Annotated in this window: 14 protein-coding genes; 11 read left to right on the top strand and 3 right to left on the bottom strand. The window is 67.4% G+C overall.

Annotation, left to right across the window (positions count from 1 at the left end; genetic code table 11):
* Positions 1 to 472 precede the first annotated feature (472 nt).
* The 4 genes from DSX2_RS16225 to DSX2_RS18925 all read left to right on the top strand — a co-directional run bounded on the left by DSX2_RS16225 (position 473) and on the right by DSX2_RS18925 (position 7,184).
* Positions 473 to 3,340: a hypothetical protein gene (locus DSX2_RS16225; RefSeq protein WP_020882086.1), complete on the top strand. Its 2,868-nt coding sequence runs from the start codon at positions 473 to 475 to the stop codon at positions 3,338 to 3,340.
* Entirely contained in the window at positions 3,333 to 3,998 is a 666-nt protein-coding gene (locus DSX2_RS16230) for a class I SAM-dependent methyltransferase (RefSeq protein ID WP_020882087.1), read from the top strand. Before DSX2_RS16225 ends, DSX2_RS16230 begins: the two co-directional genes overlap by 8 nt.
* A gap of 208 nt (positions 3,999 to 4,206) precedes the next feature.
* Positions 4,207 to 5,643 carry a UbiA family prenyltransferase gene (locus DSX2_RS16235; protein ID WP_020882088.1) on the top strand — a complete coding sequence of 479 codons (1,437 nt, stop codon included), beginning with the start codon at positions 4,207 to 4,209 and terminating at the stop codon, positions 5,641 to 5,643.
* A 1,031-nt stretch (positions 5,644 to 6,674) separates the two neighbouring features.
* Entirely contained in the window at positions 6,675 to 7,184 is a 510-nt protein-coding gene (locus DSX2_RS18925; protein ID WP_328285339.1) for a hypothetical protein, read from the top strand.
* 187 nt (positions 7,185 to 7,371) lie between these two features.
* On the opposite strand, the gene DSX2_RS18650 is transcribed toward DSX2_RS18925, so the two are convergent.
* The gene (locus tag DSX2_RS18650) at positions 7,372 to 7,623 is read right to left on the bottom strand and encodes a hypothetical protein (RefSeq protein ID WP_035043092.1); all 252 of its coding nucleotides are present in this window, start codon (positions 7,621 to 7,623) and stop codon (positions 7,372 to 7,374) included.
* A 688-nt stretch (positions 7,624 to 8,311) separates the two neighbouring features.
* Here DSX2_RS18650 and lipB point away from each other — a divergent pair.
* Both lipB and lipA read left to right on the top strand, forming a co-directional pair.
* Complete coding sequence (gene lipB, locus DSX2_RS16250) at positions 8,312 to 9,028, top strand: lipoyl(octanoyl) transferase LipB (RefSeq protein ID WP_020882090.1); 717 nt, start codon at positions 8,312 to 8,314, stop codon at positions 9,026 to 9,028.
* Positions 9,015 to 9,875: a lipoyl synthase gene (lipA, locus tag DSX2_RS16255; protein WP_020882091.1), complete on the top strand. Its 861-nt coding sequence runs from the start codon at positions 9,015 to 9,017 to the stop codon at positions 9,873 to 9,875. The genes lipB and lipA overlap by 14 nt, the downstream gene beginning before the upstream one ends.
* Here lipA and DSX2_RS16260 read toward each other — a convergent pair.
* Positions 9,872 to 10,678 (bottom strand): MBL fold metallo-hydrolase, encoded by an 807-nt coding sequence (locus DSX2_RS16260; RefSeq protein ID WP_020882092.1) that lies wholly within the window; start codon positions 10,676 to 10,678, stop codon positions 9,872 to 9,874. The two genes, lipA and DSX2_RS16260, sit on opposite strands and share 4 nt — an antisense overlap.
* Before the next feature lie 534 nt (positions 10,679 to 11,212).
* Here DSX2_RS16260 and DSX2_RS16265 point away from each other — a divergent pair.
* Positions 11,213 to 12,238: a 2,3-butanediol dehydrogenase gene (locus DSX2_RS16265; protein ID WP_328285338.1), complete on the top strand. Its 1,026-nt coding sequence runs from the start codon at positions 11,213 to 11,215 to the stop codon at positions 12,236 to 12,238.
* Between the two features lie 189 nt (positions 12,239 to 12,427).
* Here the strand turns inward: DSX2_RS16265 and DSX2_RS16270 are convergent, their stop codons facing one another.
* Positions 12,428 to 14,380, bottom strand: a complete 1,953-nt coding sequence (locus tag DSX2_RS16270; RefSeq protein WP_236615135.1) for a sigma-54-dependent Fis family transcriptional regulator — start codon at positions 14,378 to 14,380, stop codon at positions 12,428 to 12,430.
* Positions 14,381 to 14,811: 431 nt separating this feature from the next.
* Between DSX2_RS16270 and DSX2_RS16275 the strand changes: the two genes are divergently transcribed.
* The 4 genes from DSX2_RS16275 to DSX2_RS16290 are packed head-to-tail and all read left to right on the top strand — an operon-like array spanning position 14,812 to position 18,593.
* Complete coding sequence (locus tag DSX2_RS16275) at positions 14,812 to 16,155, top strand: 2-oxo acid dehydrogenase subunit E2 (RefSeq protein WP_020882095.1); 1,344 nt, start codon at positions 14,812 to 14,814, stop codon at positions 16,153 to 16,155.
* 9 nt (positions 16,156 to 16,164) lie between these two features.
* On the top strand, positions 16,165 to 16,593 hold the full coding sequence (locus tag DSX2_RS16280) for a Lin0512 family protein (protein WP_020882096.1): 429 nt from the start codon (positions 16,165 to 16,167) through the stop codon (positions 16,591 to 16,593).
* A gap of 20 nt (positions 16,594 to 16,613) precedes the next feature.
* On the top strand, positions 16,614 to 17,573 hold the full coding sequence (locus DSX2_RS16285; RefSeq protein ID WP_020882097.1) for a thiamine pyrophosphate-dependent dehydrogenase E1 component subunit alpha: 960 nt from the start codon (positions 16,614 to 16,616) through the stop codon (positions 17,571 to 17,573).
* Positions 17,574 to 17,621: 48 nt separating this feature from the next.
* Positions 17,622 to 18,593 carry an alpha-ketoacid dehydrogenase subunit beta gene (locus DSX2_RS16290; RefSeq protein WP_020882098.1) on the top strand — a complete coding sequence of 324 codons (972 nt, stop codon included), beginning with the start codon at positions 17,622 to 17,624 and terminating at the stop codon, positions 18,591 to 18,593.
* Positions 18,594 to 18,638 lie beyond the last annotated feature (45 nt).

The raw sequence follows: 18,638 nt of genomic DNA on the forward strand, positions 1-18,638 counted from the left end.
ATTCCGTATACCTGCGCGGCGCAGGGCAATCACGGGTACGAGCAAGCCTCTGCCCTGCAAAGACAGGCTGCAGCGAATTTCTGGAAGCGATCCTCCACGCACCCGGTTCAGCTCTCCCGATGGAGCACGTGCGACGCGTCCCGCACAGACGTCGATCGATTTTGCGATGCTTGGCGAGGAGAGAGGACCTGCCGACGTTTTCGTCCGGACGGAGCCGACGCATCGGCGGCATCGGACGGCCGAGAAGACCTAGCGGCTGCCCGGGAAGCACGGGACGGGAAGCGCATGGGAGGATGGGGAAGGTTCCGTGCCGGCGCGGCGCGGCGCGGGTCGGCCTGTCCATCCGTCCCGGAGGGATTCGCCGCGCGGGAGTCGAGGGCCGGAAGCCACGCGGGCTCCGCGCCGCATTTTGCCGTGGCCACGGGATCCATCCGCCCGCGCGCACGGATATGACAAGGAGATGGGGACATACATGGCCGGCTTAGTGGCATACGCATTCTGGGAGATCGCGCTCTTGCTGTCGGGCATCGCCGTTGCCCTGTGGTGTTTCCAGGGGAAACGCCGCCCCGACGATCTGGTCGATTTCTGGCTGGTCGCGCTGACGGGCAAGATCTTCCTCGGCTGCCTCGTTCCCCAGATGCTGGTTCTGACGAAATGCCTCTCGCAGTTTTCGCTGCTGACGCTCGCGTGCATCGCCAGCGCGACGGGGCTCGCGATGTGCAGGCGCCATGCCGCCGCGCTTCGCGCCGCCTTCCTCCCCTCAAAATCCCTCCTTGCCGCGGCCTGGCCGCACGCACTCCTGATCATCGGCGCGATCCTCTTCTCGACGTCCATCACGCCGCTTCTCGAAGTGGACTCGCTCAAGGCGGCCGACTCCCTCTTCCGCGCGCTCGTCAACTCCGCCTCCCTGTTCGACTTCCCCTATCACTACGTGGCCTTCTGGGAGATGGGCTACATCCCGGGGCTGCTTCTCGGAGGGAAGACGTTCTACTATCCGTTCTTCTCCGTGCAGGCCATCGTCCTGTTCGTTCTCGCCACCTACGCCGTCTCCAGGAAGCTCGGCGCGACGCGACTGCTCTGCGCACTGCTGGCGCTCTCCGCCCTGCTGTGCGGGCATTTCTGGACCATCGCCCCCACCGGAGCCGCGACGCTCAAGAACGACATCATACACGCCGCGGGGACGCTGCTCATGCTCTACGCGGCCCTGCGCGCGCTGCAGGACGACATCCTCGACAGGCACCTCGCCGTCCTCGCCGCCGGCGGAATGGCGTTCGCCGGCACCAAGTTCTCCGGGCTCCCGATCGCTTTCGTGCTGCTGGCCATGCTGCTGGCGCTCAAGCCGTCCCTGCTGCGGGCGTTCGCGCGCCGCAAGCTTCAGATCGCGCTGGTCCTCGGCGCGCTGTTCACCTCCTCCGGGATATACTATGCCCACAACCTGTTCTCGTATGGCAATCCGCTCTACCCCTTCGCCCTCAAGCTGGGGCCGCTGCATCTGCACGGACGGATCCACGTCGAGAAGACGAAGATAACGGATTACCTCCTCAAGGCCCAGACATGGCGTTATTTCCTGGGTCTGCCGCTCGCTTTGCGGGCATCCGGCATGCTCTTCCCGTTCGTCTTCCTCGCCTCGATCTTCATCACGCCTCTGGCATTCGCGCGCTCCACGCTCAGGCGACTGAAAGACAATCCGCTGCTGGTCGCGTGGCTCTTCACCGTGTTCCTCTGGGCGTATTTCTTCTGCATGCCGTGGTCCGCGGGATCCGGAGCGAAGGCGCCGTATGCCTATCTCGCCGAAGGGTACAGCCTGCGCTATGCCCTCGCCGGCCTGCAGCTCTCCCTCGTCGTTGTGTGCATCGCGCTGCAGCGCATGGGGTGGCTCGGCGCCGTCCTGGCGTACGCGCTCGCCATTGGAGACATCGCCGCGCGGTATGCGTTCCTCACGAGCTGGATGCCCTTCTACGAGCCGGGCATCTGGGCCTACGTCGCCATCGTCGCGGCGTTGTGGACCGTCATCTTCAAGCTCCGCAGCGGACTGGCCTTGAGCCTCCTCGCCAGTTTCTGCTGCGGGCTTCTCCTGGCCCCCGCGGCCTATGACCATTTCCAGTTCAGGCTGCTGGGGACGCAGTACTATGCCGTGGACGAATATCCCCACGGCGCGGCCTACAGGACGGCGCGCAACCTCGTCTGGGAGCCGGGCGACGGCATATCCACCCGTTCCGGGGAGAATCCGCCCGCCACCGCCGGCTCGGGCTCGCAGTTCGAATACCGGGGGACCGTTTCACTCCGCCAGGCGGGAGCCGGACTCGTCCCAGGCGGGAAGCCGGCGGACGTTCTCGTGGCCGCGTCACTGCACGAGGCGACCTTCACCAGGGACGACATCATCCTGATGCAGCGCGAATTGCGCCCGGGCGGCTATGTCCTGGTCGCTCCCCGCATCTATCCGTGGTCCATCAATTTCGGCCATCCCTCCTACGGCGCATCCGGGAGCGGGGTGCAGCACGTCCATCCCTGGTCGCTCGTCTTCTTCAGGGCGGTGGCCGCGACGAGCGGCAAGGCGCCGCCCGCGGAGCCGATCCCGGTCATGGACGGCTTCCCCCACTCGCTCTTCACCGCGCATCCGAGCGTCCCGGCGACCGCCACGGGCGGGTACTTCGCCACCATCTTCCCCGCGGGCCTGTGGCGGCTTGCGGACGGCAGGCTCGTCGCAGTGCGGACTCCGCCCGGGACGCCGATCTCCCTGTACCGGCCGTCCTCCGGGGGCCGGCCCGGGCAGGCGGCCCCCTTCGTGCTCGACGACGACGGCTGGTCCGTGGCCCCGGACGCTCCCGCCTCCGCGCTGTTCACGAAGCGGCTGCCCCTCCTGAAGGACGGCGCGCTGGACACGGACGCCTGGTTCGTCACCGGGGTCGGGGGATACGCATCGCGGGTCGTCGCATCGGGCGGCCGGCCCGCGCTCGAGATCTCGGAGCACGAAGACCAGCCCTGGGTCGGTCTGTTCACCCGCCCAGGCATCGGCGGGAGCGGCCCGGGACGCTACCTCCTGTACGTCGAGGCCACGGCGAACCGTGACCTGACGCTCGACCTGCACGGCTCCTCCCACTCCGCCGACGGCGAGGTCGAGGAGAACCCCTACGTGGGCATCACCGTTTCCGCCCAGTCGGGCGGGAGCGGCTGGCTCATGTTCGACAGCTCGGACTCGCCCAAGAACGCCATCGGCATCACCTGGCAGGGCCACGCGGGCGACGCCGTCGTGCTGCACAAGGTCCTGCTGTTCAAGACGGACTGGCCCCTGGGCATGGGCGCCGAAAAGAAACTTCTGCACGAGGACGACAATGGCTAGGCAGGTCACGCAGGCATCCGTGGTGGACACCGCCGCAAGGTACGGCAGCGAGCTCTCCGGCATGCACAAGGTCATGGTCAGATACCGGCCCTACATCTGTCCCTTCACGACCATGCTGGACACGATCCCCGAGGGATCGAGCGTCTTCGACATCGGCTGCGGGAGCGGATTCTTTCTCCATGCCTGCCGCACGCTGCGCGGCGCGACCGAGACCGTGGGCGTGGACGCCAACTGCGCCGCCGTCCGCCTGGCGGAGAACGCCGCGCGCAGGAGCTTCCCCCGGGAGACGTGCTCCTTCTCGGCCGGCGAGACCTGCGGCGCATGGCCGGACAGGACGTTCGACGTCGTCTCCATCATCGACGTCCTGCACCACGTCCCGCGGCGGGCCCAGGCGGATTTCATCCGTGAGGCGGGGAGGCGCGTCCGCCCCGGCGGGCTGCTCCTGATAAAGGACATGCTGCCAAGGCCCGTCGTCTGCGGGATCATGAACAGGCTGCACGACCTGGTCCTGGCGCGGCAATGGATCTCCTACGTCGACCTGCGGGGCGTCGCCTCCCTGCTGCGCGCCCAGGGCTTCACCCTGGAGCGCGAGGAGGACGCGACCATGCTCTGGTATGCCCACCGGCTCGTCGTCATGCGCAGGACGGACGCACAATGAAACGGCTCGGCGGCAAAGCGTCCGGGCGGCAGGCGCCTCGCGGCAGCAGGGCCTTGAAAATCCCCGCGCGTCCTGCCAAGACAGGGTACGCGGCACGCGGCGAGTCGCCGTGCCGCAGTGTCCTGATGGGCTTTGCGCGGAAGTCCCGGGACGCTTCCCCCGCCCGGGGCACTTCTTCGGGGCAGGAATGAAAACTTCGGAACATGGCATGGATACGGAACGCGGCAGCCAGGACGGAATTCCCCTTGTCACGGACCTCGACGGGACGCTGATCCGGACGGACTCCCTGTGGGAGGGCGTCCTGCTCATGGCGGGAAAGAATCCGCTGCTGGTCTTCCTCCTCCCCCTCTGGCTCCTGCGCGGCCGGCTCTTCTTCAAGGCGAGGATGCTGCCCTACTGCCTCGAGGCGAGCACCCTTTTCCCCCTGAACGCGGACGTCCTGCGCAGGCTCGAGGAAGAGAAGGCGCGGGGCCGGGAGATCTACCTGGCCACCGCCGCGCTCGAGCCCATCGCCCGGGTGATGGCCGAGCGCCTGGGGATATTCTCCGGCGTCTTCGCCAGCTCGGAGGAGCGCAACCTGAAGGGGACGGCGAAGGCGGAGCGTCTCGTCGAGGCCTTCGGGACGAAGGGCTTCGACTACATCGGCGACTCCTCCGCCGACCTGCCGGTCTGGGCGGCCTGCCGCACGGCCCTGCTCGCCACGGACAGCGCGCGGCTTCTGGCCGGCGCGCGGCAGCTGAACCCGGACAGCCTGCCCCTGCCCGGCCGGACGGCTGGCCCACGGGACTACCGCAGGGCGGTCCGCCTGCACCAGTGGATGAAGAACATCCTCGTCTTCGTCCCCCTGGCCCTGGCGCACCTCTTCACGGCCAAGGCCCTCCTCGCCGCGCTCCTCGCCTTCGTCAGCTTCTCCCTGTGCGCCTCCTCGGTCTACGTGATCAACGATCTCCTGGACCTCTCCGCCGACCGCCGCCACCACCGCAAATGCCGCCGGCCCTTCGCGGCGGGCGACATCCCGGTCACCCGGGGGCCCCTCCTCGTCCTCGGGCTGCTGGCTGCCACCGCGCTCTGCTGCCTCGTCCTGCCGCCGCGCTTCGTGCTCATCCTGGCCGTCTACTACGCACTCACCTTCTCCTACTCCCTGTACTTCAAGCGGAAAGTCATGCTCGACACGGTCAGCCTGGCGGGGCTCTACTTCCTGCGCATCGCCGCCGGCGCGGCCGCGGTCGGGGTCGCGCTCTCGAACTGGACCATCGCCTTCAGCCTCTTCCTCTTCCTCGGCCTCGGCCTGATGAAGCGCGTGGCCGAGTTGAAGGAGCACAGGGCGGCCGCCGGGGAGAAGGTCGCGGGCAGGCCATACACGATCGAGGACAGGAACATCCTCGAGATCATGTCCACCTGCAGCGCGTTCAGCAGCATGGTCGTCCTCGCGCTGTACATCGACAGCCTGCAGGCCTCCCTGCTCTACTCCTCGCCGCTCGCGCTGTGGCTCGCCCTGCCCCTGGCCGTCTACTGGTACGGCCGCATACTCATCCTCACGCACAGGGGACAGATGGACTGCGATCCGGTGCAGTTCGTCATCAAGGACAGGGCCACGTGGTGCTGCGCCGTCCTCGGGGTCGCCATCATCTTCTTCGCGAAGTAGACGCGCCGCGCAGGCAGCACACCCCCCTGTCCATAATCCGATTTCTCATGATCGATCATCCTCACGCGCCCTCCTGCCGGACGTATACGGCGTTCATTCTGAGCGGGCTGAGTCACGTGTGAAATCCTCTGTTTAGGGGGCAGCTATGAGTAAAGATTCTGAATTGGCGATTTGAGGGTAAGCCGGAATGTATACATACCTCCCGGGCAGCGAGATCTGACGGAGCATCTCCTTGAGAGACTCGAGGGACCTTCTTTGTTGTACTGGCCTGTCCCCTAAACCTGAGCAAGGGATTTTGCTGGTCTTTGGCCAAAGGAGGAAAGCAAATGGACAGGAAAGGACAAGCACCGGAGCAGATAATCGCCAAGCTGCATGAAACTGAAGTTTCGTTGGCCACGAGCAAGACGGTGGCCGAGACGTTCCGAGTGTTGGGCATCTGCAAACAAACATTGTACCATTGGTGCAACGAGTACGGTGGATTCAAGGTCGACTAGGCCAAGAAGCTAAAGGTAGTGGAGCGGGAGAACGCACGACTGGAGAAGGCTGTGGCCGAGCTGACTCTGGGCAAGCTTATCTTGCAGGAGGCGGCAAAAAGAAACTTCTGAGCCCGTCAGAGTCCACGTAGGTGCTGTATAATTTTTGGGAAACGCCATCTGCCGTGTTGCTGAACCCTCGTGCATGTCAAAATACGCTTCTGGCTTGAGCGTTTCTTGTGCCTTGCTGCTGACGATTGTTGAGCGACCTGGAAAGCGGTGCCCCCTCCTTCTCATCCTCCGAAACTTTCTGGTGCCGCTTCGCGGAGGCCTGTTGGGCGAGACGGTAGGTCGTTCTGTCCGGATCTCACGTTTATAGAGTCTACAGACATTGTTCACAGCCAGCCTGATCCGGCTCATGGGTGTTTTCCCCTGTAATGCCATGTGATTTCGAAGATAGTTGAATTCCTGGAGCCAGCGAGGCAACTCGCTGGCTCTTTACTGCGAATGCTCGAAGGTTTTGTCGTATGCCCTTCCCTCGGCAAGCCCGTGCTGGTCATGCGCGAACTGACCGAGCGGCCCGAGTGCATCGAAGCGGACATCCGCCGCTTCGTGGGCACGGACACGGTGCGCATCGTGGCCGAGACCACCCGCCTGCTGCGCGACCCGGTTCATTATATTCGCCTCGCCACCACGACCAACCCTTTCGGCGACGGTCGGATGTCGGGGTGCATCGCCGCCGTCCCCGAAGGCGGGCGCTCGCCCCCGCTTTCGGAGACGGCGCGCCCGAGGGCACGGCCACGGCATCGAAGGGCCGTTGAGCTATGCGCGGCATCTGCGGGCTGTTCAGCACGTTCCCCGATGCTCTGGCTGACTCCGCGCGCATTGCCGCGGCATAGGCCGCCGGGTCTCGGCGAAGAAGGCGGATTCGCGGGCGGGCAGATCGGCCGTGCCATTCCCCGTGTCCGAAATATGTCCGCTCGGCTTTTTACGCCATGCCAACCCATTGATATCATTCACTGCATGCACACGATGCACAGCATGCGCAAACGGGGGTCACGGCGATGAAAAGTCTTTTATTTCAGGTTAGTTGCCGCAAAAAATCCCTTGAAAACCCGGTGAATGGCATTCAAGAGGCCAAGAGTTCAATTCTCTTCAGCTCCACCACAAGAAATCAAAGGGTTTCGGCAGCTTGCCGGAACCCTTTTTTCTTGCCCAAAAGGCTGATTTAGCCTTCGTGTCCGCTATGTGTCCGTCACTCCCGACGAACCCTTGTCCCTGCCTGATCCCAGCCATTCAGCCGCCAGACCTTCTTGACCGCTACGCCGCGTGTCCGCCGATTCCGGTCCAGATGCTCCCGGCGCGCCAGTAATGCTCCCCAGCTCCGGGGCATGAGCGTGTGCTTGCGGATCCATTCCGCTTGGCAGTATTCGGCGGCTTGGCCGAAGGTCGCGGCGACGCTTTCGTGCTTACCCGCCTTCTCGGGCAACTTGCCCGCATCGAGCATGGCCCGCAGACGGCTGTTCTCCTCCCCAAACCGAGTCCTTGCGCCTGAACGTCTTGCGGCAGACCTTCCGGCCGGTCCCGGGATCCCGGTAATGGACGACGTACGATTTGCCCTTCCGCAACGAACGGGTCGCGATGGTGACGGTAGCCATGCTATGTCTCCCTCGGACTTTCGCTCGCCGTGATGGCCCCTCTTTGACTGTCAACGATGCAGCATCGGTCCCTTACGTGGACCTGCCTGGATGATAGCTCGACGCAGCGAAGATCGCCAGCGCCGCCCCGCAATGTGGGCAGCGTTCTTCGAGCCCCTGAAATAGCTGTTCTTTCCGGGAAGAAGGCGTGGAGCGGGCACGGGACGCAGCAGCCAAAGGACGAAATCCCGGCACGCATCATGGCCGCTCCCCTGCACGGGAGCCCACGCTGCCCGGGGCATTCATGGCCTGGCTGTCGACGAAGACGCGCATGCCCCGCGCCCGAACGGGCCTTCGCCCGCCCATGGCGCAGCACGGCAGTTCGCCGGACTTGAGCAGGCGCGGAACGGTCGCTCGGCCAAGGCCGGGATCATCCGCGCACGGGAAGGCGGACTGCTCCCCGATATCCCCGGGCTGTTCCAAATGGCCCGGCCGTGCCCGCTGGTATGCATGTTGCTTTCCCGCAAGCGACCAGGATCACCCGAACTCGGAGCGACCATGCACAGCGGACAGGAAAGCCCTCGCGCACAGGGCGTATGGCTCGAGTTTTCCAGGCGCGACTATGCGGAGATGGCCGAACTGCAGGAGGCGCTGCGCGCCAGGCGCGAGCTGGGCGTCATACCCGACGTGGTGATCCTCCTGGAGCACACGCCCTGCATCACCATCGGGCGCAGCGGCGGCCGCCGGAACATCCTGGCGGACGAGGCCGTGCTGCGGCGAAACGGCATCACGGTGCACGACACTCCCAGGGGCGGCAATGTCACCTACCACGGCCCGGGACAGCTCGTCTGCTATCCCATCCTGGAGCTTTCCGGCGAGCGGCGCGACCTGCATGCCTATGCGCGCAGGATGGAGGAGGTCATGATCCGCACGCTGCGCGCCTTCGGCATCGAGTCGGGACGGAAGCCCGAGTATCCTGGTGCATGGGCCGGCGAGCGCAAGATCGGCGCCATGGGCATGGCTGTTCGCAAATGGATCACGATGCACGGCGTCGCGCTCAACGTCTGTCCCGACCTGACGCATTTCTCCTTCATCGTGCCCTGCGGTATCGCGGACCACGGCGTGACCTCCATGGTCGAGGTCCTGGGGCGGCCCGTCGACATGGCCCTGGTCCGGCGCGAGATGCGCAGGCAGTTTTCCGAAGTCTTCGAGATGGCCCTGCGTCCCGCCACGCTGGAGCAGCTCATCGGGGAGAAGTGCCATGCAGAGGCCTAGCTGGCTGGTGGTTCCGGCCCCCACCGCGGAGGACATGGGCCGCATCCGGGAGACGCTCGGCAAGGGTCGGCTGCACTCGGTGTGCGACAGCGCGCAGTGCCCGAACATCGGGGAGTGCTTCGCCAAGCGGACCTGCACCTTCATGGTCCTGGGCGACGTGTGCACGCGCAACTGCGCCTTCTGCGCCGTGACCCACGGCCGCCCGGCCGCCCCGGACCCCGACGAGCCGGCCATGGTCGCCCTGACCGCGCGGCAGCTCGAACTCAGCCACGTGGTCGTCACCTCCGTGACCCGCGACGACCTCCCGGACGGCGGCGCGGGCCAGTTCGCCGCGACCATCCGCGCCATCAGGCGCGACAGCCCGGGCGTCACGGTGGAGGTGCTGGTCCCGGATTTCCGGGGCGAGGCCGATCCGCTGCGCCAGGTCATCGCGGCCGCCCCCGAGGTCATCGGCCACAACGTGGAGACCGTCCCCCGGCTGTATCCCTCCGTGCGCCCCGGGGCCGAATACGAGCGCTCCCTGGCTCTGCTGCGGCGCGTCTCCGAGTCCCGCACGCAGCGGCGCATCATGGCCAAATCCGGCCTGATGCTCGGCCTGGGCGAGACCCGGGAGGAAGTCGTCGCGGTCATGGAGGACCTGCTGCGGGCCGGGTGCCGGATACTGACCATGGGACAGTACCTGCGGCCCTCGCCCCGCCACCACCCCGTGCGGGAGTACGTCCATCCGGACGTCTTCCGGGAGCTGGCGGCGGTCGGGACCGGGCTCGGCTTCAGCCAGGTCGTGGCCGGGCCGCTGGTGCGCAGCTCCTACCACGCGGCCGAGAGCTTCGCGCGGCTTCAGGCCTAGGCGCCTGTCTCCCCCGGCTCCGCCGCATCCAGGCGCAGGCGCTGCCCCGCCTCCTGCAGGACGTGGGTCCGCACGCCCGGCTGCCCGTGCTTGTCCACGTCGCGCCGCACCATCCGCCCGAAGTGCAGGACGTCGTCGCGCTCGAAGGGCAGGTGGTAGACGACCACGTGGCGCGGCCGGAAGATCGTGTCGATGATCTCCTGGCCGACCTCGGCGTGGTAGAAGAGCGGATTCACGAACACCGCGTCCAGGGCCACGTCCCGCAGGGGCTCGTAGTATGCCGCCACGTGGTCCGCGTCCCCGGTGAACAGCAGGTTCACGCCGTGAAGCGACACGAGGAAGCAGGCGTTGCAGACCGCCTGGTACTGCGGCCCCATGTGCCGCGCGCCTAAGCCCGTCACGGTCAGGCCGTCCGCGAGCGCGATCCGCCTGGTGCGGCCCGGCTCCAAGGCCAGGGGCCAGTGGGGGACGGCCTGGAAGAGGAGGTTCCTGAGCAGCAGGGCGAGGTCGGGCGAGCCCCCGGCCTCCCCGGGCAGGATCACCCCGCGCACGGGCCGCCGCCGGATGTGCTCGAGCACCAGGCGCGGGGTGAAATGGTCCGGGTGCTCGTGCGTGAAGAGCAGGTAGTCGAGCGCCGCGAACGGGGCCGATCCCTGGCGCATGCGGTCCAGGTCGGCCTCCGGGACCCGGCTGAAGGCGTGGCCGTCCTCGCGGTGCATGCCGTCCACGAGCAGCCCCAGCCCCTCGTGCTCGACCAGGACGCCCGCGTTGGCGACTAGGGTGACGGCGACAGGTCCGGCCATTTCTCCTCCCTTTTCCGTGTGCAGTCCGCGCGCGCCGTTCCCCCCGCGGGTGCGGCGCCCGCTCCCCGTGCGTCTCCCCCTTCGCGGACCGTGCCAAAGTCCGCAGAGACGCGGTCTGCCCCGGCCGCTCCCGCTTCCCGTCCGCCTCCCGAGGCAAAATTTCCGCACGGTTGCGCTGAAACTGAACAGTCCCTTCCGTCCCTGTTCGGCCCCGGGACACACGACGGGCGCTCCCGCCTGCGACAACGGCGCTGAACGGCGCGGCCGCATGTATGTCCTCGCCCCGCGCATGCGGCAGGCCCGTCGCGCGGCACGTCCGCGCCGCAGGCTCCGCCGCGCGCCAGGCGCGCCGCGCGGCCGGAGCCGGGAACAACGTCGCGGCTTTCTTGGCATGGCAGGTGCTATATTTCCAGGACCCCTCATTTTTCTTGGTCATGGCGACCAGGAAGCCCTGTGCAACGTACAACCATAAGCGAGGATGCGATGGGCGAGACAATGCGAGCCGCTGTCTGGCATGGGAAGAAGGACATCCGTGTGGAGACCGTCCCGGTTCCCCCCTTCCCGCCTGCCGGATGGGTCAAGATCAAGGTGGACTGGTGCGGCATCTGCGGTTCCGACCTGCACGAATTCGTGGCCGGGCCGATCTTCATCCCGGTCGGCGCCCCGCACCCGCTGACCGGCAAGCAGGGCAGCCTGATCCTGGGCCATGAATTCACCGGCCGGGTGGTGGAGGTCGGCGACGGCGTGAGCAACGTGCGCGTCGGCGACCTCGTGGCTCCGGACGCCTGCCAGCATTGCGGCGAGTGCGTCACCTGCCGGGCCGGGCGCTACAACGTCTGCGAGAAGCTGGCCTTCACGGGGCTGCACAACGACGGGGCGTTCGCCGCCTACGTCAACGTCCCCGCCGAGCTGTGCTACGTGCTGCCCGACGGCGTATCCGCCGAGGACGGGGCGCTGATCGAACCACTGGCGACCGGGTTCAAGGCCGTGCGGGAAGCCGGCACCATCCTGGGCGAGACCGTGGTCATCATCGGCGCGGGCACCATCGGCCTGGGCACCCTGATGTCCGCGCGTGCCGCGGGCGCGGGCAGGATCATCGTGCTGGAGATGTCGGCCGCGCGCACCGCAAAGGCCAGGGAATGCGGCGCGGACATCGTGCTCAACCCCAGGGAATGCGACGCCGTGGCCGAGGTCAAGGCCATGACCGGCGGCTCGGGCGCGGACGTGTCCTTCGAGTGCGTGGGCAACAAGCTCACGGGACCGCTGGCCGTGGACATCATCCGCAACGCCGGACGGGCGGTGATCGTCGGCATCTTCGAGGAGCCGAGCGAGTTCAACTTCTTCAGCCTGAGCGGCACGGACAAGCGCGTCATCGGCACCCTGGCCTACACCCTGAGCGACTTCCAGGGCGTCTCGGCCCTGCTGCGAAACGGCAGGCTCAAGGCCGGCCCCATGATCACCGGCCGGATCGGGCTCGAGGAGATCGTGGACAAGGGGTTCTGGGAGCTGGTCAACAACAAGGACGAGAACATCAAGATCCTGGTCAAACCCGGCGCGTAGGCCGGATTTTCGGGAAAACGCCCCGGGGCGTTTTCCCGCTCTCCAGGAGACGCGGGCTACGCCTCGCGCGCCGAAAAGGCCGGGAGCGCGGGACGTCGCCCGCAGCCCGGACGGGCGGCGGGCGGGACGCCTTTTCCAAGGCCGGATCCGCCTCCCTTCCCCGCACGGTTCCCGAACGGACGCCGTCCATCAGGGCTGGATGCGGAAGCGGTGCATCTTGGCGTAGAGCGTGTTCCGTCCGATGCCCAGAGCCTTGGCCGTCTTGCTGACGTTGCCCCCGTGGTAGTCCAGGGCCTTGCGGATGATGCCCACCTCGCGCTTCTTCAGCTCGAATTCGTCTGTTCCGCTGTCCGTGCAGGCGGGTACTCCGGATCGGAACTTCTCCCGCAGGTAGGGGGGCAGGTGCTCCGCGCGCAGCATCCCGCCCGGCAGGGTGTTGGCCACGTACTCGATGCAGTTGACCAGTTCCCTGACGTTGCCCGGCCAGTCGTGGGCGGCGAGGATCTCGGCCGCCTCCTGGGCGATGCCCTCGCAGGAGACGCCGAACTCCCGGCAGATGCGGCCCAGATGGTGCCGCGCCAGCAGGAGCACGTCGTCGCCGCGCTCGCGCAGGGGCGGGATGGGGATGCCCACCACGTCCAGGCGGTAGAAGAGGTCCTCGCGGAACTTTCCCTGGGCCATGAGCTGGCGCAGGTCCTTGTTGGTGCCCGCGATGACCTTCACGTCCACGCGACGCGGTTCGTGGCCGCCCACCGGGACCACGGCGCGCTCCTCGAGCGCCCGCAGGAGATTCACCTGCTGCGAGAGAGGCATCTCCGAGATCTCGTCCAGGAAGAGGACGCCGCGGTCCGCGCTCTCGAACTTGCCGATGCGCCCCCTGCGCTCGGCTCCGGTGAACGCGCCGCCGCAGTAGCCGAAGAGCTCGCTCTGCACGAGCTCCTCGGAGAACGAGCCGCAGTTCACGGCCATGAACGGCCCCTTGGCGCGCGGCCCGGCCTTGTGGATGGCGCGGGCGAAGAGCTCCTTGCCCGTGCCCGATTCGCCCGAGAGCAGCACCGTGGACGGCGTGCGCGCGGCGTTGGCCGCCTGCCGGATGACCTGGCGCATGGCCGGGCTCGCGTGCAGGATCGCCTCGAAGCCCTTGGGCGCGGTTCCCGGCACGCCGTCCGCGGCCTCAATACGCTGCGGCACGGGGGCCGGCCGGGCGCGCTGCGTCTCCGAGACGGTGACCACGACGTCGCGCCACCGCCCGTCGGCCCCGAAGACCGGAACCGCGCGCACGTACAGGCGCGGGTTGGTCAGGCAGCGCAGCACCACGGGCTCGACCGTGGAGGCGGACCGCGCGCTGGCCAGGAAGACGTCGAAGTCGAAGAACTCGCTGGCCATGCGCCCCCGGATGGTGCGGCCCGGCCGTCCGAGCAGCGCTTCGGCCGCGTCGTTGGCGCTGGTGATCCGGCCGGCGACGTCCAGAGAGAGGATGCCGGTCATCACGGAGTTGAAGACCGAGGCGAAGAGCGTGGACATGCGGGCTTCCATCTCCGAGTAATAGAGCCGCGCGAGCCGCTGCTCGAGCTCGCGTGCCGCGCCCAGCACGAGGTCAAGGCAGCGGGAGTGGTCCGCCGTCAGGGGGCCGGAGATGTCGAAGCAGCCCCACATCTTCCCCGTGGGGTCGAAGATCGGGGCGGCCGTGCAGCTCCAGGGGTGGTGGCTGCGGCAGTAGTGCTCCTCGCCGAAGATCTGCATGGGGCGGCCCGTGGCGATGGCCGTGCCGATGGCGTTGGTGCCGACGCACCCCTCCTGCCAGTTGGCCCCGGGGCCGAAGTTCAGCTTGTCCGCCTGGCGCAGGACCGCCACCTCGCCCCAGGTGCGGGCCACCCGGGCGTTGGCGTCGGTGATGGTGATGAGCAGCCCCTTGCCCTTGATGACGGTGTAGACGGCGGGAGCGGTGTCGCCGCAGATCCTGTCCAGGAGGGTGGTGAAGGGTTCGAGCTGGTCCATGGGCGCGAAGTCCCAGCAGCTCCGCGGCGACGGGTCCACCCGCATCTCGCGGCAGCGGCGCCAGGAGTCCAGCAGGTCCTCGTCCACGTCGTCGGTCACGAGGTGGCCGTCCTCCACGAAGCGCTTCCAGCTTGCATAGTCCATGCGAGGGGCGGTGCGCCCCCCGGACATCGCCGCCGGAATCCTCGGGCTCCCCTCTCCCGTTTCCGAATCGCGGCGGATGCCGAACTTGTCTCCATCCCTGACGAGCGAATGCATTGCACCTCCCGGTCTTGGCGACCTGCAGGTTTCCTTCTCGTTTCCTGCCACTCTCTACAACTTCCCGTATTCGTCAAGTGTTCAGGTTTGGAACACCATATTTCGTCATTCGCATATTTTACCCCATAGATACAGTGCATTACGGAATACATATACATCTGGTTCAGGGTCGGCGGCTCCTGCTCCGTTCCTGAACATAAAGCCGGCACAATCGCCTCCTGCGCCGTCGCATGGGACCGGAAATACAGACTATACATGTCTGGCACCGCGGTTGCAGCCTTGCCCTCGTCGCGCACGTAAGCACAGGAGGCTCGATCATGGCGCAAAAAGTGATCATGCCCAAATGGGGCTTGACCATGAAAGAAGGAAAAATCGCCCGTTGGCTCAAGAAAGAGGGCGATGCGGTCACGGCCGAAGAGGCACTTCTCGAAGTCGAGACCGACAAGATCACCAACACCGTTCCGGCCCCGGCCGGCGGCATCCTGGTCCAGATCGTCGTGCCCGCGGGCGAGGTCGCTCCGGTGCAGGCCGTGCTCGGCGTCATCGCCGAGGCGGGCGAGAGCGTGGAGCGGGTCGCCGCGGGCGCGACCTCGTCCGAGGGCGCGGAGGCGAAGCCGGGCGGCAAGGCCGCTGGCGCCGGGGCGCAGGCCGCTCCCGCCGCGGCGGACGAAGGCTTCGTCCCGGCCATGCCCGCGGCGCGCAAGCTGGCCCGCGAGCTCGGCATCCCGCTCTCCTCGGTCACGGGCACCGGCCCGGACGGCCGCATCACCGCAAAGGACGTGCAGGCCACCGCCGACGCGGGCGCGGGCGTCAACGCCAGCCCCAAGGCCATCGCCTTCGCGCGCAAGATGGGCATCGACCTCGCCCTGGTCACCGGCTCGGGCGAGGGCGGCAGGATCACCAAGGCCGACATCCTGCGGGCCATGAATCCGGCCGCGGAGGAGCAGCCGCAGGCCCAGGCCGCCGCGCCCAAGGACACCGTGGTGCCCATGGAGGGCGTGCGCAAGCTCGTGGCGGACAACATGATGGCCAGCCTTCAGGGCGCGGCGCAGCTCTCCGTCTTCGTGGAGGCCGACGTCACCGAGATGGTCCGCCTGCGCGCAACGCTGCTCGAGCGCAACAAGCGCAACGCCGAGTACCGCCTGTCCTACAACGACATCATCGCCTACGCCGTCTGCCGGGCGCTGAAGCGCCACCCGATCATGAACTCGAGCCTGCGCGAGGACGGCATCCACCTGCACCCGCACGTCAACCTCGGCATCGCCGTGTCGCTGCAAAACGGCCTCATCGTGCCCAACGTCAAGGCCGCGGACACCTACACCCTGGAAGAGCTCCGGAGCCAGGTGCGCGACGTCGCCGGACGGGCGCGCAAGGGCGGCCTGAGCATGGACGAGATCAGCGGCGGCACCTTCACCATCAGCAACGTGAGCATGCTCGGCATGGACGGCTTCACCCCCATCCTGAACCCGCCCGAGACGGGCATCCTGGGCGTGGGGCGCGTGGTGGAGAAGCCCGCCGTGAAGAACGGGGAGGTCTGCATCCGCAGCATGATGACCCTCTCCCTGACCTTCAACCACATGACCACGGACGGGGCCCCGGCCATGGCCTTCCTGCGCGAGCTGGCGGACATGCTGGAAAACCCCGGCCTGATGATCGTCTAGGAGGCGGACATGGCGCGCAGACGCTTCGCCATCGAGCTCGGCTACGCCGCGGACCTGCACGGCGAGGACATGACCAAGGCCGCGGTCCGCGCGGTCCGCGACGCGGTCTCCCGGATATGCCTGTGCGGCATCGTGGAGATCTTCGGCCGCGGCGACTTCAGCGGCGTCTACGTGCACGCGGACGTTGCCGTGCCCGAGCCCGCGAGCGTGGACCGCGACGCGGTGCTGGCCGCCATCCCCATCGGCGAGAAGACCCTGACGGTGACCCCCGGGGGCCTTCGCGCGGCCGGGATCGAGGTGCCGTGCTTCGGCCCGGGCGTGAGCAGCATCGTGGCCGCATGCGCCGCGCTGACCGTCTCCATCGAGATCGGGGACGGCGAAACGCAGAAGGAACAATCCGGCAGCCGGGCGGGCAGTTGCGCCGCCGGGGCCGAATAACGAGGAATAAGGAGGAGGCAATGGCTCTCAGCAAGAAGACCCTGGTCCATATGTACGAGACGATGCAGAAGATCCGCATGTTCGAGCAGAAGCTGCAGGAGTTCTTCGCCGCGGGCGAGATTCCCGGCTTCGTGCACCTCTACCTGGGCGAGGAGGCCGTGGCCACGGGCGCGTGCGCCGCGCTGACCGACGCCGACATGATCACCAGCACCCACCGCGGCCACGGCCACCTGCTGGCCAAGGGCGGCGACCTGAAGCTGATGATGGCCGAGATCTTCGGCCGCAAGACCGGCTACTGCAAGGGCAAGGGCGGCTCCATGCACATCGCCGACCTCGACCTCGGCATCCTCGGCGCCAACGGCATCGTGGGCGGCGGCGGCCCCCTGGCCTGCGGCGCGGCCCTGGCCGCCAAGTACAAGAAGAGCGACCGCGTGGCCCTGTGCTTCTTCGGCGACGGCGCGTCCAACCAGGGCACCACGCAGGAGTCCCTGAACATGGCCAGCGCCTGGAAGCTGCCGCTGGTCTTCGTGAACGAGAACAACGGCTACGGAATCTCCTGCCCACAGTGCAAGTCCATGGCCGTGGTGGACATCGCGGACCGCGCCGCGGCCTACGACATGCCCGGCGTGGTGGTGGACGGCAACGACGTGCTGGCCGTGCACGAGGCGGTGGCCGAGGCCGTGAAGCGCGCCCGCAAGGGCGAGGGGCCGTCCCTCATCGAGTGCAAGACCTACCGCTGGCGCGGCCACTTCGAGGGCGACGCCTGCACGTACCGCTGCGTGGAGGAGCTGCAGGAGTGGATGGGCAAGGACCCCATCCCCCGCTTCGAGGCCAAGCTCATCGAGGGCGGGACCCTGACGGCCAAGGAAGTGGAGGCGATCACGTCGCGCATCGCGCAGGCCATCGACGAGGCGGTGCAGTTCGCCAAGGACAGCCCCATGCCCTCCCCGTCCGCGCTGCTGGACGACGTCTACGCGTAGGGCCCGGCCGTTCGCGCAGCTGAATCGACAAACCACACGGAGAGAGAGATGTCCGAGAAAACATATCTTCAGGCGCTGAACGAGGCGCTGCGGCAGGAAATGGAGCAGGACGAGAACGTCTTCATCCTCGGCGAGGACGTCGGGCAGTTCGGCGGCTGCTTCGGCGTGACGCAGGGGCTCTACGAGAAGTTCGGCGAGGCCCGGGTCATGGACACGCCGATCACCGAGAGCGTCATCGTGGGCGCCGCCGCGGGCGCCGCCGCCAGCGGCCTGCGCCCCGTGGCCGAGCTCATGTTCGTGGACTTCATCGGCGTGGCCATGGACCAGCTCTTCAACCAGGCCGCCAAGATGCGCTTCATGTTCGGCGGCAAGGCCACGGTGCCCATGACCCTGCGCATGCCGCAGGGCGCGGGCATCGGCGCGGCCGCGCAGCATTCCCAGTGCCTGGAGTCCTGGTTCATGAACATCCCCGGCCTCAAGGTCGTCATCCCGTCGAGCCCCTACGACGCCAAGGGCCTGCTCATAAGCGCCATCCGCGACGACAACCCGGTGGTCTTCCTGGAGCACAAGCTGCTCTACGGCGTCTCGGGCGAGGTCCCGGACGAGAGCTACGCCATCGAGCTCGGCAAGGCCGACGTGAAGCGCACGGGCGCCGACGTGACCGTGGTCGCCACCTCCAACACGGTCTACGCCGCCCTGGCCGCGGCCGAGACGCTCAAGGCCGACGGCATCGACGTCGAGGTCGTGGACCCGCGCTGCCTGCAGCCCCTGGACAAGGACACGATCCTCGAGTCCGTGAAGAAGACCCATGCCCTGGTCGTGGCCCATGAGGCCGTGACCTTCGCCGGTCCCGGCGCCGAGATCGCGGCCATGGTCGCGGAGGAGGCCCTGGACTACCTCGACGCGCCCATCAAACGCGTGGGAGCCCCCTTCTGTCCGGTGCCGTTCTCCCCTCCCTTGGAGAAGGCGTACATTCCCGGCGCGGACGCCATCGTCGAGGCGGTCAAGGGTCTGCGCTAGCCCCGGCGGGGGAGCGGCCGCGCGGCCGTTCCCCCGCGCATTCCA

The organism is Desulfovibrio sp. X2 (assembly GCF_000422205.1).
GTDB lineage: Bacteria > Desulfobacterota > Desulfovibrionia > Desulfovibrionales > Desulfovibrionaceae > Alkalidesulfovibrio.